Origin of the sequence: Nocardioides imazamoxiresistens (assembly GCF_032378595.1) — a bacterium.
Taxonomy (GTDB): domain Bacteria; phylum Actinomycetota; class Actinomycetes; order Propionibacteriales; family Nocardioidaceae; genus Nocardioides; species Nocardioides imazamoxiresistens.
In genome coordinates, this window is record NZ_JAVYII010000001.1 from 509,647 (window position 1) to 534,443 (window position 24,797).

The 24,797-nt window shown below is 74.5% G+C and carries 21 protein-coding genes and 1 tRNA gene; 7 read left to right on the forward strand and 15 right to left on the reverse strand.

What is annotated here, in order from left to right; translation table 11 throughout:
• Positions 1-25 precede the first annotated feature (25 nt).
• The 5 genes from ettA to RDV89_RS02425 form a co-directional block, all read right to left on the reverse strand.
• Positions 26-1,708 (reverse strand): energy-dependent translational throttle protein EttA, encoded by a 1,683-nt coding sequence (ettA, locus tag RDV89_RS02405; protein WP_315730973.1) that lies wholly within the window; start codon positions 1,706-1,708, stop codon positions 26-28.
• Between the two features lie 99 nt (positions 1,709-1,807).
• On the reverse strand, positions 1,808-2,338 hold the full coding sequence (locus RDV89_RS02410; protein WP_315730974.1) for a single-stranded DNA-binding protein: 531 nt from the start codon (positions 2,336-2,338) through the stop codon (positions 1,808-1,810).
• Positions 2,339-2,474: 136 nt separating this feature from the next.
• Positions 2,475-4,121, reverse strand: a complete 1,647-nt coding sequence (locus RDV89_RS02415) for a GTPase family protein (RefSeq protein WP_315730975.1) — start codon at positions 4,119-4,121, stop codon at positions 2,475-2,477.
• A gap of 112 nt (positions 4,122-4,233) precedes the next feature.
• On the reverse strand, positions 4,234-5,979 hold the full coding sequence (locus tag RDV89_RS02420; RefSeq protein WP_315730976.1) for a GTPase: 1,746 nt from the start codon (positions 5,977-5,979) through the stop codon (positions 4,234-4,236).
• Positions 5,976-7,112: a PrsW family intramembrane metalloprotease gene (locus RDV89_RS02425; RefSeq protein ID WP_315730977.1), complete on the reverse strand. Its 1,137-nt coding sequence runs from the start codon at positions 7,110-7,112 to the stop codon at positions 5,976-5,978. Before RDV89_RS02425 ends, RDV89_RS02420 begins: the two co-directional genes overlap by 4 nt.
• Before the next feature lie 93 nt (positions 7,113-7,205).
• Between RDV89_RS02425 and RDV89_RS02430 the strand changes: the two genes are divergently transcribed.
• The gene (locus tag RDV89_RS02430; protein WP_315730978.1) at positions 7,206-8,660 is read left to right on the forward strand and encodes an aminopeptidase P family protein; all 1,455 of its coding nucleotides are present in this window, start codon (positions 7,206-7,208) and stop codon (positions 8,658-8,660) included.
• A 30-nt stretch (positions 8,661-8,690) separates the two neighbouring features.
• Here the strand turns inward: RDV89_RS02430 and RDV89_RS02435 are convergent, their stop codons facing one another.
• The 3 genes from RDV89_RS02435 to RDV89_RS02445 are packed head-to-tail and all read right to left on the reverse strand — an operon-like array spanning position 8,691 to position 11,089.
• Positions 8,691-9,134: a hypothetical protein gene (locus RDV89_RS02435; RefSeq protein WP_315730980.1), complete on the reverse strand. Its 444-nt coding sequence runs from the start codon at positions 9,132-9,134 to the stop codon at positions 8,691-8,693.
• 50 nt (positions 9,135-9,184) lie between these two features.
• Entirely contained in the window at positions 9,185-9,499 is a 315-nt protein-coding gene (locus RDV89_RS02440; protein WP_315730982.1) for a hypothetical protein, read from the reverse strand.
• A gap of 54 nt (positions 9,500-9,553) precedes the next feature.
• Positions 9,554-11,089 (reverse strand): SDR family NAD(P)-dependent oxidoreductase, encoded by a 1,536-nt coding sequence (locus RDV89_RS02445; protein WP_315730984.1) that lies wholly within the window; start codon positions 11,087-11,089, stop codon positions 9,554-9,556.
• Positions 11,090-11,230: 141 nt separating this feature from the next.
• Here RDV89_RS02445 and RDV89_RS02450 point away from each other — a divergent pair, with 141 nt between their 5' ends.
• Positions 11,231-11,902, forward strand: coding sequence for a hypothetical protein (locus RDV89_RS02450; RefSeq protein WP_315730986.1), 672 nt, complete (start codon positions 11,231-11,233; stop codon positions 11,900-11,902).
• 87 nt (positions 11,903-11,989) lie between these two features.
• Here the strand turns inward: RDV89_RS02450 and RDV89_RS02455 are convergent, their stop codons facing one another.
• Positions 11,990-12,865, reverse strand: coding sequence for a septum formation family protein (locus tag RDV89_RS02455; protein WP_315730988.1), 876 nt, complete (start codon positions 12,863-12,865; stop codon positions 11,990-11,992).
• 201 nt (positions 12,866-13,066) lie between these two features.
• Here RDV89_RS02455 and RDV89_RS02460 point away from each other — a divergent pair.
• The 3 genes from RDV89_RS02460 (at position 13,067) to RDV89_RS02470 (ending at position 14,053) form a co-directional block, all read left to right on the forward strand.
• Positions 13,067-13,140 (forward strand) — tRNA-Arg (locus tag RDV89_RS02460).
• A 71-nt stretch (positions 13,141-13,211) separates the two neighbouring features.
• On the forward strand, positions 13,212-13,628 hold the full coding sequence (locus RDV89_RS02465) for a DoxX family protein (protein ID WP_315730990.1): 417 nt from the start codon (positions 13,212-13,214) through the stop codon (positions 13,626-13,628).
• Positions 13,625-14,053, forward strand: a complete 429-nt coding sequence (locus RDV89_RS02470; RefSeq protein WP_315730991.1) for a hypothetical protein — start codon at positions 13,625-13,627, stop codon at positions 14,051-14,053. The genes RDV89_RS02465 and RDV89_RS02470 overlap by 4 nt, the downstream gene beginning before the upstream one ends.
• Before the next feature lie 22 nt (positions 14,054-14,075).
• On the opposite strand, the gene RDV89_RS02475 is transcribed toward RDV89_RS02470, so the two are convergent.
• The 4 genes from RDV89_RS02475 to RDV89_RS02490 form a co-directional block, all read right to left on the reverse strand.
• Entirely contained in the window at positions 14,076-16,685 is a 2,610-nt protein-coding gene (locus tag RDV89_RS02475) for an amino acid adenylation domain-containing protein (protein WP_315730993.1), read from the reverse strand.
• The gene (locus tag RDV89_RS02480) at positions 16,685-17,014 is read right to left on the reverse strand and encodes a hypothetical protein (protein ID WP_315730994.1); all 330 of its coding nucleotides are present in this window, start codon (positions 17,012-17,014) and stop codon (positions 16,685-16,687) included. The genes RDV89_RS02475 and RDV89_RS02480 overlap by 1 nt, the downstream gene beginning before the upstream one ends.
• A gap of 97 nt (positions 17,015-17,111) precedes the next feature.
• Positions 17,112-18,119: an alpha/beta hydrolase gene (locus tag RDV89_RS02485; RefSeq protein WP_315730996.1), complete on the reverse strand. Its 1,008-nt coding sequence runs from the start codon at positions 18,117-18,119 to the stop codon at positions 17,112-17,114.
• A complete protein-coding gene (locus RDV89_RS02490) occupies positions 18,116-19,681 on the reverse strand; it encodes a flavin-containing monooxygenase (protein ID WP_315730998.1) in 1,566 nt (521 codons plus the stop codon). Before RDV89_RS02490 ends, RDV89_RS02485 begins: the two co-directional genes overlap by 4 nt.
• 120 nt (positions 19,682-19,801) lie before the next feature.
• Between RDV89_RS02490 and RDV89_RS02495 the strand changes: the two genes are divergently transcribed.
• Positions 19,802-20,833: an AraC family transcriptional regulator gene (locus tag RDV89_RS02495; protein WP_315731000.1), complete on the forward strand. Its 1,032-nt coding sequence runs from the start codon at positions 19,802-19,804 to the stop codon at positions 20,831-20,833.
• On the opposite strand, the gene RDV89_RS02500 is transcribed toward RDV89_RS02495, so the two are convergent.
• Together RDV89_RS02500 and RDV89_RS02505 are read right to left on the reverse strand one after the other, a co-directional pair.
• Positions 20,806-22,341, reverse strand: a complete 1,536-nt coding sequence (locus RDV89_RS02500; RefSeq protein ID WP_315731002.1) for an AMP-binding protein — start codon at positions 22,339-22,341, stop codon at positions 20,806-20,808. The genes RDV89_RS02495 and RDV89_RS02500 overlap by 28 nt on opposite strands.
• A 46-nt stretch (positions 22,342-22,387) precedes the next feature.
• A complete protein-coding gene (locus RDV89_RS02505) occupies positions 22,388-23,728 on the reverse strand; it encodes an MFS transporter (RefSeq protein ID WP_315731004.1) in 1,341 nt (446 codons plus the stop codon).
• A gap of 208 nt (positions 23,729-23,936) precedes the next feature.
• Between RDV89_RS02505 and RDV89_RS02510 the strand changes: the two genes are divergently transcribed.
• On the forward strand, positions 23,937-24,782 hold the full coding sequence (locus tag RDV89_RS02510) for a helix-turn-helix transcriptional regulator (protein ID WP_315731006.1): 846 nt from the start codon (positions 23,937-23,939) through the stop codon (positions 24,780-24,782).
• The last annotated feature ends 15 nt before the right edge of the window (positions 24,783-24,797 follow it).

Here is a 24,797-nt window from a genome sequence, read left to right on the forward strand (position 1 = left end):
GCCGGTCGTGCAGGGACCGACGGCCTCAGTCGCGGGTGAGGCGGCGGTGCGTGACGCGGTGCGGTCGCGCGGCCTCGACACCGAGGCGCTCGATCTTGTTCGCCTCGTAGGAGGCGAAGTTGCCCTCGAACCAGAACCACTTGGCCGGGTTCTCGTCGTCGCCCTCCCACGCGAGGATGTGGGTCGCGACGCGGTCGAGGAACCACCGGTCGTGGGACGTCACGACGGCGCAGCCGGGGAAGTCCAGCAGCGCGTCCTCGAGCGAGGACAGCGTCTCGACGTCCAGGTCGTTGGTGGGCTCGTCGAGCAGCAGCAGGTTGCCGCCCATCTTCAGCGTCAGCGCCAGGTTCAGCCGGTTGCGCTCTCCGCCGGAGAGGACGCCCGACTTCTTCTGCTGGTCCGGCCCCTTGAACCCGAACGACGCGACGTAGGCCCGCGAGTTCATCTCGAAGTTCGCGACCTTGATGAAGTCGAGCCCGTCGGAGACGACCTCCCAGACGTTCTTCTGGGGGTCGAGGCCGCCGCGGCTCTGGTCGGCGTAGGAGATCTTGACCGTCTGGCCGACGTCGAGCGCGCCGCCGTCGGGCTGCTCGGAGCCGGTGATCATCCGGAACAGGGTCGTCTTGCCGACGCCGTTCGGGCCGATCACGCCGACGATGCCGGCGCGGGGCAGCGAGAAGGAGAGGTCGTCGATGAGCGTGCGGCCCTCGAAGCCCTTCGACAGGCCCTTGGCCTCCAGCACCACGTCACCGAGGCGCGGGCCCGGCGGGATGTTGATCTCGCTGGTGTCGATCTTGCGGGCGCGGTCCGCCTCGGCGGCCAGCTCCTCGTAGCGGGCGAGACGCGAGCGGCTCTTGGTCTGGCGCGCCTTGGCGTTCGAGCGCACCCACTCCAGCTCCTTCTCGAGCATCTTGGCGCGCTTGGCGTCCTTCTGCCCCTCGACCTTGAGACGCTCCTTCTTGGTCTCCAGGTAGGTCGAGTAGTTGCCCTCGTAGCCGTGGATCCGGCCGCGGTCGACCTCGGCGATCCACTCGGCCACGTTGTCGAGGAAGTACCGGTCGTGGGTGATCGCCAGGACGGCGCCCTTGTAGGTCTTCAGGTGGCCCTCGAGCCACTGCACCGACTCGGCGTCGAGGTGGTTGGTGGGCTCGTCCAGCAGCAGCAGGTCGGGCTCCTGGAGCAGGAGCTTGCACAGGGCGACCCGGCGGCGCTCACCACCCGAGAGGTTGTCGACCGGCAGGTCCGGCGGCGGGCAGCGCAGGGCGTCCATCGCCTGGTCGAGCCGGGAGTCGATGTCCCAGGCGTTGAGGTCCTCGAGCTCGGTCTGGAGGTTGCCCGCCTCCTCGTTGAGCGCGTCGAAGTCGGCGTCGGGGTCGCCCATCGCGGCGTAGACCGCGTCGAGACGGTCCTTCTTGTCGAGCACGTCGGCGACGGCCTCCTGGACGTTCTCCAGGACGGTCTTGCCCTCGGTCAGCGGCGGCTCCTGCTGGAGCATCCCGACGGTCGACTCGGGGTCGAGGAAGGTCTCGCCGTTGTTGGGGTGCTCGAGGCCCGCCATGATCTTCAGCAGCGTCGACTTGCCGGCGCCGTTGGGGCCGACGACGCCGATCTTGGCGCCCTTGAGGAACGACTGCGAGACGTTGTCGAGCACGACCTTGTCGCCGTGGGCCTTGCGGACGTTGCGCAGGGTGTAGATGAAGTCGGCCATGCGCCCGAGCCTAGTTGAGCCGCCGCACCGCCCGCCTCCCGGTTCCCCCCACCCCCGGCGGGCTCGCCGACGGGTCCCGGCCGGGAGGCCGGCGCGACCTCAGGCAGCCTCCGCCTCCCCGGTGGCCCCTCCGGCGTCGGCCCGCTCCGCGGGCTCGGCGCGCTCGCCGTCCGCCCCCGGGGCGACGGCCTCCTCGTCGTCGCGGGCGTCGTCGCGGGCGCCGTCGCGGGCGTCGTCGGCGGGCGCCTCGCGGCGCACCACCGCCGGCGCGCCGGCGTCCCGCAGGAACCGGGCCGTGCCCTTGGTCAGGTCGTGCCCCAGGCCCGTCGCCTCGACGACCTGGCGGGTCGCGATCGAGCCGTCGGGGCGCTGCCAGCTGTCCACGAGCAGCCGGCCGGTCACGACCACGGGCTGGCCCCGCAGCACCGAGTGGTGGACGTGGTCGGCCACGTGACGCCACGTCTTGACGGTGAACCAGTTGGTCTCCCCCGACTGCCACGACCCGTCGCGGGCCTGGCGCTGCGGTGTCGAGCCGAGCCGGAACGTGGCGACGGCGTGCCCGCCGGGCGTCACCGCGTAGTTGACCTCGCTGCCCACCCAGCCCTGCACCGTGATGTGCGTCGTGCTCACTGCGTCCTCCTCACCGCCCGGCACCGTGCCGGGTCCTGCGAGAAGGCAACCGCGTCGCGCCCGCGGCCGGGAGAGTCGTGACCCGTGCTGGGGAGGACGGCGTCGTCCGAGCTGTCTGTGGAGCGGAAGCGGGCCGTCAGCGGCGCACGCGCGCCGAGGAGATCCGCTGCCGCACCTGGCGGTACGCGTCGAGCTCCTCGCGCACCGGGCGCAGCACGAGCTCGTCGACGGCCGTGCCGCTGGCCTCGCGCAGCGCACCGTCGCCCTCCGCGGCCGCGGCGCTGCCCGCGCCCGCCGCGGCGGATCGACCGACGAGGGTCAGCACCAGCGAGACGACCAGCGCGAGCACGGCGACGCCGAACCCGAGCGGGATCCCGGCGACGGAGGTCTCGGGCACCCCGGCCCCCACGAGGGCCGCGACGCCCCACCCGATGCCGGCCACGAACGCGACGAGCAGGACCCACTGCAGGGCCTGCACCGCGCGGGCCCAGCCGGGCACCCGGGTCGCTCCGAGGTCGACGTCGCCGAGCGCCCGGTCCACGCGAGCCACGACCTCGTCGACCCGACGGGTGGCGGCGCCCTGCACGGCCTCGGCCCAGGCCGGCACGAGGCCCTCCGAGACGCGGTCGCCCAGGGTGCGGGCGGCCACCTCGACCCGGGAGCGCTGCACCGTGCCCGCCTCGGGCAGCCGACCACCGGTCAGCAGCCCGGCCGCCTCGCCCAGGTCGACCTCGACCCGGCGCAGCGGGTCGCGGCCGAACCAGGTCAGCGGCGGCGACGCGGTCGCCCGGCGCGTACGCCCCGCGACCACGGTTTCCACGCCCTCGACGAGCGGCGGGATGCCGGCCGCGACGACCACGGCCTCGCGCAGCTCCTCCGCGACGCTGTCGGGCAGCTCGGGCGCGCGGGCGGTGCCCGTGGCCTCGGCCAGCCGCTCGGCGGCCTCGACGATGTCGGCGTCGATGCGGGCGACCACGGCCTTCTTGGCCGCGACGCGGTCGATCACCTGCGCGCGCAGGACGTCGATGCCCCAGCCCTCGCGTGCGCTCACCGGCACGATCGGCACGCGGTTCAGCCCGTCGTCGTCGAGCAGCTTGCGCACGTCGGCGAGCATCGCCTCGCGGCGCTCCTCGGGCACGGAGTCGATCTGGTTCAGCACGACGAGCATGACGTCCTGCTGCGCGACGTAGGGCTTGAAGTAACGGTCGTGGAGCGCGGCGTCCGCGTACTTCTGCGGGTCCAGCACCCACACCAGGAGGTCGGCCTTCGTCACCAGCCGGTCCACCTCGAGGTGGTGCGAGACCTCGGTCGAGTCGTGGTCCGGCAGGTCCAGGAGCACGACCCCGTCCATGTCGCGGGTCTCGCTGCTCGTGTCGAGCATCGAGTCGCGGGTCGTCTGGTGGCGCGGCGCGATGCCGAGCCACTCCATCAGCTCCGTGACGTCCTCGCTGCCCCAGATGCAGGCCGCGGCCCAGGAGGTCGTGGGGCGCCGCACGCCGACCGACGACAGGTCCAGGCCCGTGAGGGCGTTGAACGTCGACGACTTGCCGGAACCGGTCGCACCCGCGATCCCGACCACCGTGTGGGAGGCCGAGAGCCGGATCCGCTCGGTCGCGCGGGCCGCGACGGCCTCGACCTCGTCGACCAGACGGTCGTCGAGCCGGCCGCGGGACATGCCGGCCGCCTCCTCGAGCGCGTCGACCCGGGCGCCGAGGTCGGCGCGGGGCGTCGCCCCGGGGGTGGTCGAGCCGGACGTGGTGGGACTGGTGGGGGTCGAGCTCATCTTCTCCCTGCCTCGACGATCGCGAGCCGGGTCGGCCTGGGGTCTCAGGCCGGGTGGTCGTCGTGCATCCACCCTAGGGCACCGGGACCGCCCTCGCGGACGACCACCCAGGTCAGCGTCGGGTCGCGCGCAGCGCGGACCGGTCGGCGAACCGGATGTCGTCGACGCGGCGCGACGCAGCGCGCACCCGGTCGGCGGAGTCGGGGGCGACCTCGAGGCGGTCGAGCACCCCGGCGTACCGCTCCCGCTCCGACTCCAGCACCACCCGCACGCGCGCCTTCAGCGACGCGGCCGCGCGCTCGACCAGGCCCGCGGTCGTCTGCGGCCCGAGGACGGCGTCGAGCAGCTGGCGCGCCGCACGACCCTCCTGACCGCCGAGCACGGCGACGGCCAGCGTCGCGCCGAGACCGTCGACCCCGAAGGCCATGAACCGCGCCGAGGTGCGCTTGTCCGACGATTCCTCGCGCACCAGGTCGGTGACCTCGCGCTGCCACTCGCGCACCGTGCGCTCGGCGGCGCGGGCCAGCTCGCGGGCCGGACGCTCCAGACGCTCGCCGTCGCGGACGACGGCGGCGCCGGCCTCGCTGGTACGCCACTGCGCCACGACGTCGGCGGTGGCCCGCTCGGCGCGCGCCACGACCTCGGCGCCCGCCGTGGCGGCCACGGCGACCGCCACCTGCTCGGCCTGCTGCGGCTTGCCCTTGACGGCGTTGACGATCCGGTCGCGGATCATGCCCACACGCGTCTCCAGGGAGCGCAGCAGCTCGCCGTTGCCGGCGAACTCGTGCCAGCGCGCGAGCAGCTCGCCCGTCATCAGCGAGCCGTCGGTGAGGCCCTGCTCGGACTCGAAGACCACCTGGTCGTAGACGCTGTCGACGCAGCGGCGCAGCCGGGCCACCTCGTCGATCTGCGCCTCGGCGGCGTCGGCGATGCGGTGGCTCGCGTGCGCCAGCGTGCGGATCGTGCCCGAGAGGGTCTGCCGCACGACGGACTCGCGCGCCTTCTGGTCCGCGGCCAGGCTCGCCAGCCAGGTGACGACGTCGCCGACCTCCTCGGGCGGCAGCACGCCGTCGGCGCCCGGGTCGCCCTCGTGGACGATGAACAGCGGCGAGTCGCGCAGGCCGCGGCTGGCCAGCATCCGGGCCAGGTGCGTCGCGACGGTCTCGACGGCGTCGGCGGGCGTGCGGTCGAGCACGATCGCCACGGCGGTGGAGCGCTCCCCCGCCTCCTTGAGGAACTCCCACGGCACCTGGTCGGCGTAGCGCGCGGCGGAGGTCACGAACAGCCACAGGTCGGCGGCCGCCATCAGCTGCGCGGCGAGCTCGCGGTTGTGCTTATCCACCGAGTCGACGTCGGGCGCGTCGAGGATGGCCAGGCCCTTGGGCACGGCGTCGGTGGCGACGAGCTGCAGGCAGCCCGGGTCCGTCGTCGGCTCGGCGACGCGGCTCAGGTCGGGCAGCAGCCGGTCGGGGCCGAACCAGCCCTCGTCCTCGGGGTGGTGCACGAGGACGGCCGAGCGGGTCGTCGGACGCAGCACGCCGGCCTGGGAGACCTGGTGGCCCACGAGCGAATTGACCAACGTCGACTTGCCCGCGCCGGTGGACCCGGCGACGACGGTGAGCAGCGGGGCCTCGACCGACATCAGCCGCGGGATGGCGTAGTCGGCGAGCTGGTCGACCATCTCGACCTGGGCCTCGCGCCGCTCGGCGACCTCGGGCAGCTGCAGCGGCAGCCGGGCGCCCTGCAGCGCGCTGTGCAGCTGCACCAGCGCGGTCAGCATCTGGGCGTTGTCACCGGTCGCGCCGTCGCCGGCGCCGTGGCTCCGGGAGCCGGAGGACCCGGGGCTGTCGGGAGTCATCGGGAGGTCACCACCTGTGCGGACGGGGCGGACGGGAACGGGAGGGGGAGCTGGGACCGCGCCTGGTTCATGCGTCGCAGGTGGACCTGCCCCCGTGGAACGAAATCGTCGGGTGCCGTGCCACGCAGCACCCGGTGGTGGAGGAAGCCGAGCTCCACCGCAGCCTCCTGATACTCCCGCACGGCGCGCTCGGCGCGCACACCGCCTCCCCTGCGCGCGTCGCGGCGCATCCTCCGGCGCAGCCGCAGGTCGGCGATCATCGGGATGTCGGAGGCGGGCAGCAGGCCGCGACGGGCCGCGTCCTGGAGCGCGTCGGCGAGCACCCGGCGCTCCGCCGAGCGACACCACACGGCGGCCGCCACGAGCAGCAGGAACGCGGGGAACATCAGCAGGGCGTAGGTGCCGAAGAAGCCGACGGGCAACGTGCTCGACGCGTTCCACAGGGCGTGCCAGCCCATCGCGAGCGCCAGCCCGACCAGCGGCGCGGCGACGCGCACGGCGGTGGAGCGCGAGCCGACCGCGACGCCCACCCCGATGCCGGTGAACGCGGTGAAGAACGGGTGGGCGAAGGGGCTGAGCACGCAGCGCAGCACGAACGTCACGGTCAGCGCCTCGACCCCTCCGGGCCCGAAGCCGTCCGAGCCGTCGTAGGACGAGGCCAGGTAGAGGATGTTCTCGGTGAACGCGAAGCCCACGCCGACCATCCCCGCGTACACGATGCCGTCGAGCACGCCGTCGAGCTCGTGGCGGCGCCACCACAGCAGCAGCACGAGGAACAGGCCCTTGGTCGCCTCCTCGGTGACCGGGGCGACGAGGACCGCGGAGGTCGTCCGGTCCATCGGGGCCACCAGCCCGCCCAGGCCGCCGAGCACGACCGAGGCGCTGGTCGCGACCACGGCGCCCCAGAGCAGACCGGCGACCAGCAGCCCGCGCGGCTCCGGCTCGTAGCGGTCGAGCCAGAGGTACGTGGCCACCACGGGCCCCACCGGCAGCGCGGCGAGCGCGGCCGCGACGAGGAGCGTGCGGGGCGCCCCCGCGAGGGCCATCACCAGCAGCACGCCGAGCGCGCCGAGGCCGACCAGCGACCAGACCACCACCGTGAAGGCGACGTTGTCGCGGTGGCGGAGCGGCATGCCCGCCAGGGTATCGGAGCGCGAGCCCCGCCCGGGGCGCTCGCGCACCGGCGTACCGGCCCCGGGCGCCCCGGCGGACGTACGCTGGCCCGCATGAGCGCGGAGCAGACCCCGTCCACGAGCAGCACCGACGACGCCGGCAGCGAGGAGCTCCACGTCGAGTCCCACGACCCGGCGGTGCCCGCGGCGTACGCGGCGTTCATGCGCACCGGCTGGGCCGACGTCGAGCGCGACGTGCCCCGGCACCCGGTCGTCGAGTGGGCCGCCGCCCGCCGCGAGCGCCTCGCCGACGCCTTCCCGGGCGAGCGGCTGGTGCTGCCCGCCGGTTCCTTCAAGCAGCGGTCGAACGACACCGACTACCGGTTCCGTCCCGACACCGCGCACACCTACTTCTCCGGCAACCACACCACCGACGCCGTGCTGGTCGTGACCGACGGCGAGCCGGTGCTCTACGCGCGGCCGCGCTCCGGGCGCGACAGCGACGAGTTCTTCCGCGACCGGCAGTACGGCGCGCTGTGGGCCGGCGAGCGGCCCTCGCTGCGCGAGCTCGAGCAGTCGCTGGGCCTGCCGGTGCGCCACCGCGGCGAGCTCGACGCCGAGCTGGCCCGCGCCGGCGCCCCCGCCAAGACCCGCGTGCTGCGCGGCCTCGACGCCGCGGTCGACCGCGCGGTCGACGCCGACGAGGGCGGCGACGCCGAGCTGGCCCGGGTCGCCTCCGAGCTGCGCCTGGTCAAGGACGCCTGGGAGGTGGAGCAGCTGCAGGAGGCGTGCGACATCACCGCGCTCGGCTTCGAGGACTCGGTGCGGGAGTGGCCGCGAGTGCTCGAGCACGGCGAGCGCTGGATCGAGGGCACCTTCTTCCGCCGTGCCCGCGCGATGGGCAACGACCTCGGCTACGACTCCATCGTCGGCGCCGGGTCGCACGCGACGACGCTGCACTGGATCGACAACACCGGCCCGGTGCGGCCCGGGCAGCTGGTCCTGCTCGACATGGGGGTGGAGGGGCGCAACCTCTACACCGCCGACGTGACCCGCACGCTCCCGGTCGACGGTCGGTTCACGCCGCTGCAGCGCGACCTGTACGACCTGGTGCTCGCCGCCCAGCAGGCCGGCATCGACACCGTGCGCCCCGGCGTGCCGTTCGCCTCGGTGCACCAGGCGTCGATGAGCGTGCTGGCCCACGGTCTCGAGACGCTGGGCCTGCTGCCCTGCAGCGCCGAGGAGGCGCTCGACCCGGACAGCAGGGTGTACGCGCGGTGGACGCTGCACGGCACCAGCCACATGCTCGGCATGGACGTCCACGACTGCGCCGCGTCGGCGCCCGAGGCGTACGCGAAGGGCGACCTCGCCGAGGGCATGTGCCTCACGGTCGAGCCGGGCCTGTACTTCCAGGCCGACGACCTCCTCGTGCCCGAGGAGCTGCGCGGGATCGGCATCCGGATCGAGGACGACCTGCTCGTCACGGCCGACGGCTCCCGCAACCTGTCCGCCGCCCTGCCGCGCACCGCCGACGACGTCGAGGCGTGGATGGGCCGGCTGATCGGCTGACGGCCCGCCCGGCGGCCGCGCCGGGCGTCGTCAGAGGCCGGTGAGGACCAGCGCCACGACGAGCGCCAGGAGGCCGAGCAGGAGCAGCCCGACGCACCCGAGCAGCGAGGCCTGCAGGGCCGTGCCGCGGTGCCGCACCGCTCCCGGCGCGCCGAGCTCGCCGGCCATCGCGAAGTGGCTGGGGCCGCGGTACTCCAGCGCCAGGTCCGGACCCGGGCCGACCACCAGCGACGCCAGCCCGACGGTCCCGTTGCGCCACGCCTGGCTGACCTGCACCGCGACCGGGCGGTCGGCGGGCAGCTCGAAGGCCGTGCGCCCCCACGGCTGCGGGTAGGACGACCCGTCGATCGTCACGATCGTCGTGGCCGCCGCCAGCATCCCGCGCCGCGTCTCCAGGTGCAGGACGCGGACCGGCCCGCCGGTGGGGCGGGCGTACGGGACGACGGGCGGGACCTGACCGGGCTTCGGGCGCACGGGGCCGCTCCTACCCCGCCCCGCGGCGCGTCACTCGCCGGCGGCGTGCCTCAGGACGTGCGGCGGGCGAGGCTGGTGAAGCGGGCCACGGCGACCTCGCAGGCGAGCGCCACCTGGTGGCGGGTGGCGGCGTCGACCCCGGGCTCGGCCAGCTCGACGAACGTGGAGGTGGCCCACCGGGCGCGCCGCCCGGCGGTCGGGTCGTCGCTGACCCGGGCGTCGTCGGTGAGGACGTCGCAGGCGAGCGCGCCCTCGACGCACAGGTCGATGAAGCGGGCCCGGGCCGTCGGGGTGGGGCGAACGAGGTCGCAGACGGCGCGGGTGACCTGCTCGACGAGCAGGACGTGGAGGGCGATGGCGTCCATGCCCCCGTCAACGACGAGGTGGCCCCGAGGTCACCAGGCAGGTCACCAGGCAGGTCACCAGGGGCTGGGCTCGTAGTCCTTGAGGAAGCAGCCGAGCACGTCCTCGCCGGCCTCGCCGCGCACGATCGGGTCGTAGACGCGGGCCGCGCCGTCGACCAGGTCGAGCGGGGCGTGCCAGCCCTCCGCCGCGATCCGCAGCTTCTCGTGGTGCGGCCGCTCGTCGGTGATCCAGCCCGTGTCCACGGCCGTCATCAGGATCTGGTCGGTCTCGAACATCTCGCCCGCGCTGGTGCGCGTGAGCATGTTGAGCGCCGCCTTCGCCATGTTGGTGTGCGGGTGGCCCGGGCCCTTGTAGCGCCGCGAGAACTGGCCCTCCATCGCGGAGACGTTGACGACGTACGCCCGCCGCGCACCCCGGCGTACCGCCTCGCGCATCGACGGCCGCAGCCGGCTGATCAGCAGGAACGGCGCGATGGAGTTGCAGAACTGCACCTCGAGGAGCTCGAGGGGGTCGACCTCGTCGACCACCTGGGTCCAGGAGTTGTTGAGCTGCACGTCGGGCAGCAGGCCGCCGGCGTCGACCGCGGTGCCGGCCAGGTGGGCCTCCAGGCTGGCGTTGCCCGCCTTGAGCGCGAGCGCCGTCAGCGACGCCGCGTTGTGCGCGGCCACGGCATGCTCGGCCGACTCGCCGTCGTGGTGGGCGACCGCGACGTCGTCGAGGGCGCCCGCGATGGCGGCGGGGTGGGCCTCCGAGACGCGGTCGAAGGTGACCATCTCGGGCAGCTCGCGGCCCTCGGGCAGCGGGGCGGACTCCATCTCGACGAGCTGGGAGTACGCCCCCGGCGAGCGGCGCACGGTCTGGCAGGCGTTGTTGACCAGGATGTCGAGCGGGCCCGCGGCGGCGACGTCGTCGGCGAGCGCGATCACCTGGGTGGGGTCGCGCAGGTCGATCCCGACGACCTTGAGGCGGTGCAGCCACTCCCCCGAGTCCTCGAGCTCGGAGAAGCGGCGCACGGCGTCGCGGGGGAAACGGGTCGTGATGGTGAGGTGGGCGCCGTCGCGCAGCAGGCGCAGCGCGATGTACATCCCGATCTTGGCGCGGCCGCCGGTGAGCAGGGCGCGCTTGCCGGTCAGGTCGGTGCGCTGGTCGCGCTTGGCGTGCGACATCGCCGCGCACGAGGGGCACAGCCAGTGGTAGAAGGCGTCGACCAGCGTGAAGTCCTGCTTGCAGATGTAGCAGCCGCGGGCCGTGATGAGCTCGCCCGCGAACGCGCCCGCCGCGGTCGAGACCAGCGGGATGCCGGCGGTCTCGTCGTCGATGCGCATGGCCGAGCCGGTCGCCGTGGACTCGATGATCCGCTGGTCGTGCTGCTGGCGCTCCAGGCGGATCTCGGCCCGCCGGGTCTTCTTGATCAGCTTGTACATGTAGGACGCGGCGCGCTTCACCGTGGTGACGTCCGGGTGGTCGGGCGGCAGCGCGGAGACCTCGCGCAGGACCCGCAGCGCGGTGGCCATGTCGGCGGGATCGATGCCCGCCGAGGGTCCGGTCGGGGTGCCGGTCGAGGTGCCGAAGGGGGCGGCGTCGTTCACCCGCCGATGGTAGGTGCTCGGGGCCGCCGGACCGGAAATGGCGAGATGCGCACCGAGGTGGTTTGAGAATCTCGACGTCGAGGTAAAGAGCCCGCGGCGTCCACCCCGAGAGACGCCGCCCCGAACAGGAAGAGACATCTCATGCGCCTGCGCCAGAAGTCCGCCGCCATCGCCGTCGCCGTCGCGCTCACCGCGGCGCTGTCGGCCTGCGGAAGCGACGACGACGCCGACGACAGCTCGGACGACACCTCGTCGTCGGCCACCGAGGAGGCCAGCGACGACGCCTCCGACGAGCCCACCGAGGACGAGACCGAGTCCGACGACGCGGAGGAGGGCGGCGCCGCCGCCGCGCCCGCCGGCGACCTCACCGAGCCCGGCACCACGCTGGCCATCGGCGACACCGCGACGGTGCCCTACGGCTACGCGGGCAACGACGGCGTCATCGCGGTGACCGTGACCGGCATCGAGCAGGGCGACCGCAACGCGCTGGTCGAGCAGGGCATCGACGACCTCGACGACGCCGACCAGGCGTACTACATCCGATTCGAGTTCGAGGCCGTGGAGAACGCCGAGGGCCTGGCCGGCATGAACCTCTCGCTCGACGGCATGGACGCGCAGGGCAACCCCGCCCAGGGCGCGATCAGCTTCCAGGGCGGCTTCGGCGAGTGCGAGAGCGGCTCGGCGCCCAGCGACTGGGACGGCTCGGCGTTCGAGAACTGCTCGACGGTGATCCTCGACAGCGAGGTCACGGCGGCGTTCTTCAGCGACGGCGACTACAGCGCGTTCAGCGGCAACCAGGTCACCTGGGAGTGACCTGCGCCTGAGTGCGTCTCGGCGCACCTGAGCGCCACCGAGTGCAGAGGACGGCCGCCCGGCACCAGCCGGGCGGCCGTCCGCGTCTCAGCCCTGCTCCACGCCCCGCACGGATCCGGTCGTCAGCTCCTCGGAGGAGGCGAAGCAGGCGACCTCCCGGTCCCCCGCCTCCCACGCGACGTCCGGCGGCGGCACGAAGGCGGCGTACGTCGACGTGTTCGCGAGGTAGCTGCGCTCCCCCGCGACCAGGTAGAAGAGGTCGTCGCACAGGGTCGACGCCTCCTCCCAGAGCAGCTCCTCGTCCGCGGGCTCGCCCGCGGGGAACTCGGCCGACGGCAGGTCGACCGAGCCGAGGTACTCCGCGTCGTGCGGGTCCGCGCAGTCGACCACCGCGGCCACCTCGTGGAAGGGGTCGCCCCACCAGATCAGGTAGTTCAGCTCGGGATCGAGCACGCAGTCGCCCAGCTCGAGGTCCACGATCGGGACCTCCTCGGCCAGCAGCGTCACGCCGGCCCGCTCGTCGGCGTCGTCGAGGTCGTCCAGGGTGTAGTAGTCCCAGTCGTCGAGGTCGTCGTCGAGACCGCCGGCGCGCTCGGCCTCGCTCTCGAGCTCGTCGATCCGCTCCTGCAGCGCGACGACCCGGTCGGCGTCCCCGGAGCCCGACGCGACCAGCAGGCCGACACCGACCCCCACGCCGACGACGAGCCACAACGAGCCGACGACGACGGCCGCCAGACCCATCCCGCGACCGGCGGCTCCCCGCGGGCGCGTCGCCATGGCGACGACGCCGACCGCGATCCCGACGACGTTGGTCAGCCCGAGCGGCACGCACGCCATCGCCAGCGCGAGGGCGGGCACGGGGCCGGCGACCTCCCGGTGGTCGCCCGGTGGCCGCTGCCCCGGGAGCCGCTGCTGGTCGGGTCGGGGTGGGTACGCCACGTCCCACGGTCGCTGGTCGCTCATCTCGTCTCCTGCCGGTCGCCGGTCGCGCGGCGGTCCCGGCGTGGCAGCCGCCGATCCTGTCACCCGTGGCGCTCCCGCGCGGACGGAACGGCGCAACTCGAGCCTGCCGGGCCGACGTCCCACGCCACCCGCCGACCGCGGGACCCGGCGCCACTACACTGAGCGCCGGGTCGTGGCACCGGCGTTGTGCCCCGGCGCGCCGCCCCCGTAGCTCAGCTGGACAGAGCGAGAGCCTTCTAATCTCTTGGTCGCAGGTTCGAATCCTGCCGGGGGCACCCCGACCCCTGGCGCCCCGACCCCTGGCGCCCCGGCCGCTCGCACCCTGGCCGCTGGCACCCTGGGACGCATGACCGTGCTGCGTACGATCGCCCGCGTCCTCCTCGGCCTCTTCCTGCTGGCCGCGGGCATCGCGCACCTCAGCGTGCTGCGCACCGAGTTCCGGGCCCAGGTGCCGCCGTGGATGCCGTTGGACGCCGACCTCGTGGTGCTCGCCTCCGGTGTCGTCGAGGTGGTCCTCGGCCTGGCGCTCCTGCTCGCCCCGGCCGGACGCGCACGCTCCGTGGTGGGCATCGTGGTGGCGCTGTTCCTCGTCGCCGTCTTCCCGGGCAACGTCGCGCAGTACGTCGAGGGACGCGACGCGTTCGGCCTCGACACCGACCGGGCCCGGCTGACGCGGCTGTTCTTCCAGCCGCTGCTGGTGCTGTGGGCGTGGTGGTCGACCCGGCCCGCGTCGTTGGAGCGGCGCGGCACGATCGAGGGATGAGCGACCAGCCCGCCCCCGAGCACACCCGTCCGCCCGGCGTCGACGACGCGACCGTCGAGGCCCTCGGCAAGCTGTCCGAGGCCCTCGAGACCGTGGAGGAGGCCCGCGGCCACCTGTACGCCTTCCACCGGCGCTGCGGCACGGCCGACCTGGCCCTGGGCGAGGCCGTCGACCTGCTGCGCGAGGCGGGCCACGGCGACCTGGCCGACCGCGTCTCCACCGAGCTGGTGGGCCGCAACATCCTGCCGGGCCGGTGGTCCTTCCAGGTCGTCGAGGCCTACGACGACGGCTACTACGCCGACTTCAAGCGCCTCGAGCGCGAGGCCCGCGACGGGCTCGTCGAGGGCAAGCGCCACCTCTTCGAGGCCGAGATGAAGGAGGACCGCCGCACCCACGGCCGCGAGGGGCACGAGGCGCGTCCCTGACGAGGCTGACCCACCTCACGGCTCAGCGCTGCGAGGCGGCGTCGATGCGCGACGCCGCCGTCGCCCACCCGGCCAGCGGCTGCTCCGCGACGGCGAGCGCTTCCGGCCCGGTGCCGGCCGCGACGCCGGAGGAGACCTGCAGCCAGTACGCCACCTGCGTCGCCGTCAGCTCCTCCATCGGCACGCGGGCCCCGTCCACCACGAAGGGGTCCACGCCCTCGGGCAGCACCGCCGCGGCCAGGTGCTCCAACGGCACCGTCTGGTAGACCGCGTTGTGCACGACCGCCTCCGCGGCGACCTGCGAGCGCGCGAGCGTCGTGACGTGCTCGTGGCGCACCTGGTCGGAGGAGTCGAACGCGTACGGGTCCGGGAACAGGTGGAGGGCGGCCCGCTCCCCCAGAGCCATGATCGTCCCTGCGGCGGCCCCGCCCGCCGGAGCATTGGCCGCCGTCAACGACGCGCTGCTCGCGGCGAAGGTCGCCTCGACGGCGAAGCGGCCGGGCGTACGCAACGCGGCTGACAGGTCGCCGTCCGCCTGGTCCGTGCGCAGCGCGTCGAGCTCGTCGCCCCGCAGCAGGGCGCCCCGCAGCTCGCCCTGCCCGAGCGCGTCGAGCGAGGCGTGCAGGCTGGAGCCGTACACCGTCGGGACGTCGTGCACGGCCGCCTCCCAGCGCACCGGGTCGCCGGCGGCGCGGTCCAGCTCCCGCAGGATGCCCGTCTCGGCGTGGCCGAGCAGGGCCGTGCGCACCTGGTCGCTCGGCCCGACGTGCTCCCCCAGGCCGACGAGCAGGTTCTCGACGTGCCCCGGCTCGACGGTGAGCCGTCCCCAGTCCGGGGCGTACCAGCCGAGCGGCGCCCGGTTCTGGCCGTCGAGGCCGTCGACCGGCGACATCGCGACGCTGACGTCGTGGACGTACAGGCTCATGATGTCGGCGACGGCGTCGGCGACCGGGAAGGGCAGGTCGCGGCGACCCCCGCCGGGCCACTCGCTGACCGCCCCGAGCGCACGGTCGGCCGCCTGCACGAAGGGCGCCCGGTGGTCGGTGTCGCCGTCGACCAGGGCCGGGACGGCGGCCTCCGCGAAGGGCCGGTCCGGCGTCGCGGCGGTGGTCAGCACGTCCGCGAGCGCGGCCAGGCTCTCCGCCTGGGTCCCCGGCTCGACCGCGCGGAGCCGCAGCAGGTAGTCGAGCCGGTCGACCGACGCCCCGAACACGTCCCGGTGCTCGGCCGAGACGCCCGCCGCCGGGTCCTCCAGGAAGAGGCCGGTGGTCGTGGCGTTGACGAGCTCCTGGGCGGCGACCGGGTGCTCCGCGATGCTGCGCAGCACCGGCAGCAGCGGGTCGGCGCCCAGCCCCGGGCCGCCCAGGTCGAGGTCGCGGCTGAGCGCCAGGGGATCCCACACCCGCTCGTGCCCCGCGAGGACCAGCGCGGCCTCCTTGTCGAGCACGGCGTCGGCCACCGACGTCAACAGGTAGGCGGAGGGCTGCGGCACCTCGGGGCCCAGCAGGGGCGCCACCACCTGGTGCCCGGTCACCGGCGCCGAACCGGGCACGGCGATCTCCTGGTCGAGGGCGGCGACGAGGTCGTCCACCCACTCCCGGTCGACGCTCGCGCGGCCAGGCACGTGCCTGCCCTCCGCCGAGGCGTCGACGCCCGCGGTGCCGTGCGCCAGGACCACCCGCATCGCCCGCTGGTGGCCCGCCAGGGCGGCCGCGCCGCCCGCGACGCCGCTCAGCGCGGTGGCCCACGGTCGCGCCACGACCTGCTCGGCCACGAAGCCCTCCGGTCCGAGCGCGTGCAGCACCGCCGAGGCGACGACCGGGTCGGTGCCCAGCCGCTCGGCGGCGGCCGCGAGCCCGGCCAGCGCGAGCGCGTGGTCCTCGAGCTCGTCGGTGGGCACGACCTCCACCTGCTCGGGACCCTTACCGCCCGTGTCGACGACGCCGAACGCCCCGAGCCGTTCGATCTCGTCGGCGATCTCGGTGCCCACCGCCCGGCGCTGGTGCTCCTCGAGGTGGAGCAGGTAGGGAACGACCGCCTCGGGGTCCGCGAGCGCCAGCTCGACGAGCTGGGCCGTGCGCAGCCCCCGCAGCCCGGGCGGCAGGACGGCCTGGTCGGCGGTCACCGCGGTCGTCGTGACCTGCTCGTGCGCGACCGAGCGCAGCGCGGCCGCCAACGCCTCGTCGGCGGCGCGGGCCGTGCGGACCGACGCGGTGACGGCGGCGACGAGCGGTTCGACGACGAGGGCCCCCGTCAGGGCGTCGCCGGACCCGGTGGCGTCGCAGGCGGGCGGCGGGGTCGCGATCGCGGTGTCGCCGACCAGGGTCACGGACCACCCGTGGGCCCGGATCGCGGCGAGCGCCGACTCGACCTCCTGCTGGGCGCGGGCGATCACGGCCGCCGCGTCGTCGAGCGCCGACACCACGCAGGTCAGCTCGGCGAGGTGCTCGAGGTAGTCCCGGTCGAGGGCGCCGTACTGCGCGCGGGCCGCCTCCGCGGCCACGCTCCGCCAGTCCCAGGGCGGACGTGCGGCGTCGAGGTCGGCGTCGAGCCCCGCGAGGGCCCGGCGCTGCAGGGCGAGCAGGTCGGCCGCGTGCGCCAGCAGGTCGGGTCGCCAGTGCAGGATCGTCATCAGTACGCCTCCGGCACGGCCGCCGCGCCGGCGGGCGGCTCCCTGCGGGCGTACTCCTGCGCCTCGGCGGCGTCGGTCGCCGCGAGCGCGAGGCCGGCCTGCCGGGTGGCTGCGCCGTACGACGTCAGCCCCTGCGCCAGCAGGTCGCGGGTCGCCTGCCAGCGCGCGACCACCGCGTCGACCATGCCGGGCGTCTGCCCCTGGACGACGGCGCCCGCGACCAGCGCGACGACCTCCGGCGCCCCGCTGCGCCCCACCTGCTCCCCCGCGGTCGCGGCGGCGTCCCCTGCGGACGTGATCGCGGCGACCGGGTACTCCAAGACCGTCACTGGCTCCCCCGGGTGTCTCGTTGGCGTGGTGACGGCGACGTACCCGACGCCCAACGGGGGAAACGACGGCCCCGGGGGCCTGTGGACGACCGGTTCCTCAGGCCCCCGCGCGGTCCCGGTCGACGACCAGTCCGTGGCGTCGCAGCCAGTCGTCGACGACGGCGTACGCCTGGCGCCGCGGCTCCTCGAGCGACAGGAAGACGTCGTGGCGGGCGTCCGTCACGGGCACCACGGTCGTCTCGCCGCCGAGGCAGCCCGCCCAGCGCTGGATCTGGCGCACGTCGAGCACCGTGTCGGCGCGGTCGCTGGCGTCGGTGTAGCGCCGCGACCAGTGCGTCTTGTCCGAGCGCAGCACCAGCGCCGGCACGCCGACGTCGAGACCCCGGTGCAGCCGCGCGTGCCCGCGGCGCACGGCGTTGAGCCAGCCGACGGTGATCGGGAAGGCGTCGATGGGCTTGAGCTCGAGGTCGAAGTCCCACTCGCCCGTGCCGCTGGTGTGCAGGGTGGAGCCGTAGACGCTGCCGCCCAGCTCGAGCGCCCGCAGCGGCTGCACCCGGGCGACGGCCCACAGCGCGAGCGTGCCGACGTCGCGCATCCGCGGACCGCCCTGCAGGTCGAACCATGGGCTGTTCAGCACCAGCCCCGCCACCGGGTCGGTCCGGCCCGCGCGACGCCGACGGTCCAGCCACAGCGGGGTGATGAGACCGCCCGTCGAGTGGGCGAGCAGCACCACCGGCAGGCCGGGGTGGTCCGCCTCGACGATCGCGAGCGTGCGGTCGAGGTCGGCGTCGTACTGCTCCAGCGTGGAGGCATAGTGCGCCGTCTGGCCGGGCCGACGGGCCCGGCCGCACTTCCGCAGGTCGAGGCCGTAGAAGGCCAGCCCGCGCTCGGCGAAGAAGTCGGCCAGGTCGGTCTGGAAGAAGTAGTCCGAGAAGCCGTGCACGTAGACGACGGCACCCGTCACCGTCTCGTCGTCGCGCACGACGCGGCGCACCACGACCGCGGCGACGTCGCCCTCGCCGTCGGGATCCGGGCCCAGCTCGACGGTGTGCTGCTCGTAGCCCTCGCCCAGCACGTCGGGCGACCAGGCCACCTCGGCGCTCACGCGCCCACCTCCACCGGGGCGCCGGGCTCGCGCTCGCCGGCGGCGGTGCCGCTCGCGGCCACCGGCGCCAGGGTGCGGTCGAGGTCGGTGCGCAGCGTGGTCAGCGAGTCGAGCACGTAGTTCTGCCGCACCTGCCAGGGGCGGCGGTCGCCCTGCCGCGGGAAGGCGCCGATCGAGCGCTGCACGTAGCCCGACGCGAGGTCCAGCAGCGGCTGCGGCGCGAGGTCGTCGTCGGGACGGGGCGCGACCGCGGCGAGGTCGCGACGCTCCATCCAGCCCAGCACCTTGCACACGAGGCGGTGGGTGAGGTCGGCGCGCAGCGTCCAGGACGCGTTGGTGTAGCCGATGCACACCGCGAAGTTGGGTACGCCCGTCACCATCGCGCCGTTCCACACGTACTGCTCGGACAGCTCGACGCGCTCGCCGTCCACGTGCGGCTCGATGCCGCCGAAGGCGAGCAGCCGCAGGCCGGTCGCTGTGACGACCACGTCGGCCTCCAGGACCACGCCGGAGCGCAGGCGTACCCCCTCGGGCACGAACCGGTCGACGTGGTCGGTCACGACGTCGGCGTCGCCGGCCTTGATGGCGCGGAACAGGTCGGCCGACGGGATGGCGCACAACCGCTGGTCCCACGGGTCGTAGGGCGGCGTGAAGTGGTCGGCGACCAGCTGCGGGTCACCGAGCACCTTCGTGGCCAGGCCGGTCAGCAGCTTGCGCGCGGCCTGCGGGCGGCGGCGGCAGAACTGGTAGAAGGCCGTGCTGAACGCGATGTTCTTGGCCCGCACGACGTGGTGGGCGGCGCTCTCGGGCAGCAGCGCCTTGATCCGCTCCGCTTTCTTGTCGCGGGCGGGCACCGCGCTGATCCACGTCGGCGTGCGCTGCAGCATCGTGACGTGCGCGGCGGCGCCGTCGCCGGTCAGCATCGAGGGCACCAGCGTCACGGCCGTGGCTCCCGAGCCGATCACGACGACGCGCTTGCCCGCGTAGTCGACGTCCTCGGGCCAGAACTGCGGGTGCAGGACCTGGCCGGCGAAGTCCTCCTGGCCCGCGAACTCGGGCGCGTGCGGGCGGTCGTAGTCGTAGTAGCCGGCGCAGGAGTAGAGGAAGCGGCAGGTCGTCGTGGTGCGCTCGCCGGTGCGCGGGTCCTCGACCGTCAGGGTCCACCGCGAGGCGGCGGTGTCGAAGTCGGCGCCGACCACCTTGCTGGAGTAGCGCACGTGCTCCTCGATGCCGAACTCGTCCGCGGTCTCGCGGATGTAGTCGAGGATCGACGCGCCGTCGGCGAGCGAGCGGCCGTCGCGCCACGGCTTGAAGGCGTAGCCGAGCGTGTACATGTCGGAGTCGGAGCGCACCCCGGGATAGCGGAACAGGTCCCATGTGCCGCCCATCCGCTCGCGCCCCTCGAGGACCACGTAGGAGAGCCCGGGCCGCTCGGTCTGCAGCCGGTACGCCGCGCCGACGCCCGACAGGCCGGCGCCGACCACCACGACGTCGACGTCGACGGGCAGCGGCGTCGGCCGGGCGTCGGGGACGGATGCGGACGAGGACGGTGCGGAGCTCATGCTCCGATACTGCTCCCCGGGACGGTCTGGTTCTTGACCCGGTGCGACATAGTCTTACCCCGACGCGACACCGACGAGCGACGTGGGTCGGCGTCGCAGCGAGCGACAGGGGGTGCCCGGGTGGGCCACATCCGCTCCGCCTGCCTGCGCGGGCTCCGTGCGACCGTCGCGGAGCTGGGCGGTGACGCCGACCAGCTCGCGCGCGCCGCGGGCGTACCCGTCGAGGCGCTCGACAGCGACGACGTCCTCATCACCGAGCGGGCCGCGGCGACCGTGCTGGACCTCGCCGCCGCGACGCTGGACTGCCCCGACCTCGGGCTGCGGGTCGCCTCGCGCCAGGACATCACCATGCTGGGCTCGCTCGCCGTCGCCATCCAGCACTCCCCCACGCTGGGCGACGCGATGGAGTGCACGACGCGCTACCTGTTCGTGCACAGCCGGTCGCTGTCGCTGACCGTGGGCGAGGACCCGTACCCGGAGCGCGGCGTCGCCGCCCTGCTCTACGGACCGTCCGGGCCCGACGGCCCCGTCCAGGGCTCCGACAGCGGGCTGGCGTTCGTGCACCGCACGATCTCCTACCTCGCGGGCGGGCCGTACGGCCTGCGCAGCGTGGAGCTGCCCTACCGCCCGGCCGCGCCGGTCGCGGTGCACGAGGCGTTCTACGGGGCGCCGGTGCGGGTGGCGCGCGACGTGCCGGCCGCGGTGCTGCGCGTGCCCCGCCACCTCATGCACCACACCCTGGGGGCGGTCAACGAGAACCTGCGCCGCCTGGCCCTCGCGTTCCTCGCCGAGCAGGCGCCCGCGGTCGTCTCGACGGTGACCCCGCAGGTGCGGGCCGCCGTGCAGGAGTCGCTCGGGACGCGCCCCGTCGAGGTGCCGGCGGTCGCGGCCCTGCTCTCGCTGCACCCCCGCACCTTGCAGCGCCGGCTCGAGGCCGAGGGCACCACCTTCGGCGAGGTGGTCGACGACGTGCGGCGCCGCACCGCCCGGCGACTGCTGACCACCACCGACCTCTCGATCGGCCAGGTCGCCCACCTCGTCGGGTTCGCCGAGCAGTCGGCGCTCTCCCGCGCGGCACGGCGGTGGTGGGACAGCACGCCGCGGGCGGTGCGGCAGGGCGCGGCTCAGTCCTCGCGACGGCGCAGCAGGTAGCGCTGCACCTTGCCGCTCGGCGTCTTGGGCAGCGCGTCGACCAGGTGCACCACGCGGGGGTACGCGTGGGCCGAGTAGCGCTCGCGCACCAGCTGCTGCAGCTCCTCGGCCAGACCGTCGCGCTCCGCGCCCTCGGCGAGGACGACGTACGCCGTGACGACCTCGCCGCGCACCTCGTCGGGCTTGCCCACGACGGCCACGTCGACCACCGCGGGGTGCGTGACGAGCACGCTCTCGACGTCGAACGGGCCGATCCGGTAGCCCGAGGCGAGGATGACGTCGTCGTCGCGGGCCGCGAAGTAGAAGTGGCCGTCCTCGTCGACCCGCCCGGTGTCGGCGGTGAGGTACCACCGCCGGTCGGGCGTGAACCGCTCGGCCGACTTCTCGGGCGCCTCGTGGTAGCCCGAGAAGAACATCAGCGGCGAGCCCGCGACGTCGAGCGCGATCTGGTCGTCGACCATCCCGGCCGCGAAGCCGGGCAGCGCGGTGCCCATCGATCCCGTGCGCACCGGCTCGCGCACGTCGTCGTGCCAGCCGTTGACGATGCACATGCCGTGCTCGGTCTGGCCGTAGTGGTCGCGCACCTCCACCCCGAGCGCCTCGCGGCCCCACGCCACGACGTCGGGCGTCAGCGGCTCGCCGGCCGAGGAGGCCCGACGCAGCGAGAACCCGGTGAACGAGGGGTCCTTCGACATGGCGCGGTACATCGTCGGCGCGCCCGCGAAGCTGGTGACGCCGCAGCGCTCCAGCACCTCGCGGGTCGCCGCGGGCGAGAAGCCCGCGTCGAGCAGGATGTTCGCCCGCCCCTGCGCCAGCGGCCCGAGCACGCCGTAGTAGAGCCCGTAGGCCCACCCCGGGTCGGCCGCGTTCCAGAACACGTCCTCGGCCCGGACGTCGAGGCCGTAGTGCAGGTACGAGCTGAACGCCGCCAGCGCGCGCACGGGCACGGGGACGCCCTTCGGCTTGCCCGTGGTGCCGCTGGTGAACAGCATGGCGAGCAGCCCGTCGCCCCCGACGACCGCCGGCGCGGTGACGGGCTCGGCCGCCATCAGGGCGTCGAGCTCGGGGCCCGCCTCGAGCACGTCGAGCCCCTCGATCGGGTCGGCCTTCGCGCGCTGGGAGGGCTCGGTGACGACGAGCTTCGCCCCGCTCCCGCTGATCCGCACCTCGATCGCGCCGGTCTGGAAGGCGGTGAACAGCGGCACCAGCACGGCGCCGAGGCGCCACAGGGCGAGCAGCGTGACGACGTACTCCACCCGCTTGCCCATCAGCACGCCGACCCGGTCGCCCGGGCCGACGCCCCGCTCGGCGAGGCCGCCGGCGAGGCGCTCGGAGAGCTCGCGCAGCTCCCCGTAGGTCAGCCGCCGCTCCGCGTAGGTCGCGTCGAGCAGGCGGAACGCGACGGCGTCGGCCGGGTGCCGGTCGCACAGCAGCCGGGCGGCGCAGGCTTCGGGCGCGCCGAACTCCTCGAGCCAGGCGGTCGTGCGGGCGGTCACGGCGTCGTTCATGGGTCGGGTCTCCTCGGGTCGTGGGGGTGGGGGTCGCGCGGGTGGCTCAGGCGGTCGCGTCCATGCGCGTACGCCCGGCGAGCGCGGCCGTGGAGGCGATGCTGACCACGGCGAGCAGCGCGAGCATCACGCCGACGGCGATGCTGCCGTAGGACGCGGTCAGGCCGGGGGCCAGCAGCGGCGGCACGGCGCCGCCGATCACGCCGCCGAGGTTGTAGCCGGCACCGGCGCCGGTGTAGCGGAACCGGGTCTCGAACAGCTCGGGCAGGTAGGCCCCGACCGGGCCGAACGCGAGGCCGAAGATCGAGAGCGTGACGACGACGCCCGCCGCGAAGGCCAGCGGCGTGCCCGTGTCGAGGATCGGGAACAGCATCAGCGACCAGACGAGCGCGGCGACGCCGGAGGTGATGATGACGGGCCGGCGCCCGACCTTGTCCGACCAGATCCCGCCCAGCAGGGTCGTGACGGCCAGCGCGCCCGCGGCGATCACGCCGGTGGTCAGCACGAAGGAGCGCTCGAGGCCCGCGCCGTCCGGGTTGGTGCCGTAGGCGGTCAGGTAGGCGGTGCCCATGTAGAAGAACCCGAACAGCACGCTCATCAGGCCGGCGGACAGCGCGATCTCCGCCGGCTGCTTGCGCATCACGTCGACGAAAGGCAGCGAGCGGGAGCCGGTGTCGCCGGCCCGGGCGGCGCGCGCCTGCTCCTCGCGGAACGCGGGGGTCTCCTCGATGCTGATCCGGATGTAGAGGCCGACGATCACCATCAGCGCGCTGGCCAGGAACGGGATGCGCCAGCCGTAGGTGAGGAAGGCTTCGTCCGCCGTGCCGAGCACGGCGTCGCTGACGAGGAACGTGGCGCTGGACAGCGCGAAGGCGAACGCGGGCCCGAGCTGGGGGAAGACGGCGTAGAAGCCACGGCGACCCGCGGGGGCGTACTCGGCCGTCAGCAGGTTGGCGCCCGCCCACTCCCCACCGACGGCGAGGCCCTGCAGGAAGCGCAGCACGACGAGGGCGATCGGTGCGAGGACGCCGATCGCGGCGGCCGTGGGCAGCAGCCCGATCGCGACGGTGGCGAAGCCCATCAGCAGCAGCGTCGTGACCAGCGTGCGCTTGCGGCCGAGCCGGTCGCCGTAGTGGCCGAAGAGCACCGCGCCGACGGGCCGCGCGACGAACGCGACGGCGAAGGTCGCGAACGAGGCGACGGTGCCGGCGGTCGAACCGAGGGCCGGGAAGAAGACGGTCGGGAAGACCAGGGCGGCGGCCGTGCCGTAGATGAAGAAGTCGTAGTACTCGATGGTCGTGCCGACGCAGCTCGCCACCGCGACGCGGCGCATCGTGGGCCGCTCGGCGGCCGGGGCGCCCGCCGGGCTCGGGGAAAGGGTGCTCATCGCAGCCTCCAGGGATCTCGGACGACCGTGCGTCGTCCAGCGCCGCGGAGTCTTGTGGCCTGGGCCACACCCTCACCACCCTCCAAGGTGGGTGCGGGGCTCGCCGCCCGGACGCGGGCCCGACTACCCTCCTTCGAGGGTGGTGACGTGGGTCACGTGGCCCGATGCTGGAGCGTCACGGACGACGTGACGTGCGAGGAGGCGACCGATGAGCCGAGCGACGACGACCGCGGCCCTGAACCGCGGGGTGGGTGAGGCCCTGCGCCAGACGGGCCTGTCCGTCGGCTTCGCCGGCCTGATCGGCCAGGACCGGCGCAGCTTCGTCATCTCCGCGCTCCGCGGCACCCGCACCGGTTCGCTGGCCAACCTGACGGTACGCGCCGGGGAGGGCGTGGGCGGCAAGACGCTCGCGATGGGCCGCCCCGCCAGCGTGGCCGACTACCGCTCCGCGCGCGGGATCACCCGCCGCTACGACGGCTCCGTGAGCCCCGAGGAGCTCGTCTCGGTGCTCAGCGTGCCCGTCGGGCTGCCGGGCAGGGAGCCGTTGGCCGTGCTCTACCTGGCCGAGCGCACGCGCACCGACTTCGGCACCGTCCTGGCCCAGCGGCTGCGTCCCGTGGTCACGGCGCTGGCCCACGAGCTGCACGTCGAGGCCGAGGTCGCGCGCCGGACGGCGACGCCGCCGGACCCCGGGGTCGCGGTGGGCGCTGCGGGCGCCGAACCGGTCCTCGACCCCGGACTGCGGGCCGAGCTCGGCGACCTGATGGCCACGACGACGGACCCGCAGGTGCGCGAGCGGCTGGCGCGGCTGCTGGGCACCGGAGCCGGCGCGGTCGAGGACGGCGGGCGCGACCGGACGGCCGGTCCGCTGACGCCGCGGGAGCTCGACGTGGTGCGCGGCGCCGCGGACGGGTGCTCGAACGCCGAGATCGCCCGCCGGCTGGGCCTGACCGAGGGCACGGTGAAGTCGTACATGAAGGGCGCGATGGCCAAGCTCGGCGCGGAGAACCGGGTGCGAGCCGGCCTGCTGGCCCGCCGTCACGGCCTGATCTGACGCCGGCCCGGGTGG